The organism is Streptococcus sp. HMSC061E03 (assembly GCF_001813505.1).
Lineage (GTDB): Bacteria > Bacillota > Bacilli > Lactobacillales > Streptococcaceae > Streptococcus.
Genome location: NZ_KV812808.1, coordinates 1 through 355, shown reverse-complemented (window position 1 = coordinate 355; position 355 = coordinate 1). Strand labels below are relative to the sequence as shown.

General features: G+C 43.4%; 1 pseudogene. It reads left to right on the top strand.

What is annotated here, in order from left to right:
* Positions 1-36 precede the first annotated feature (36 nt).
* Positions 37-355: pseudogene (locus HMPREF2917_RS10760) on the top strand (terminase); the annotation flags it as partial.

Below are 355 nucleotides of genomic sequence, written 5' to 3'. Positions count from 1 at the left end.
AAGACCACGGTGGGCTTGGGCGTGAAATTCATGCGAATGGTATCCAGGAGCAAAAAGAAATTTCATATCATCGCAGCAAAGACTGTCGGTGTTGCTGAAAAGAACTTAATCAATCAAGACAATGGCATCCTCGACATCCATCGGGATGCTTTTTATTTTGGTAATGGGGACAAGGACTACAAAATCCCCCACATCAAATTTGAAGACAAAATCATCTACGTGCTTGGATACGACAACGCAGACAAATGGAAGATGGCACTTGGTGGACAATATGGATGTGTGTACATCGATGAGATAAACACAGCGGACATCGAGTTTGTCCGTGAGGTCTCTACTAGTAACGACTATATGATGG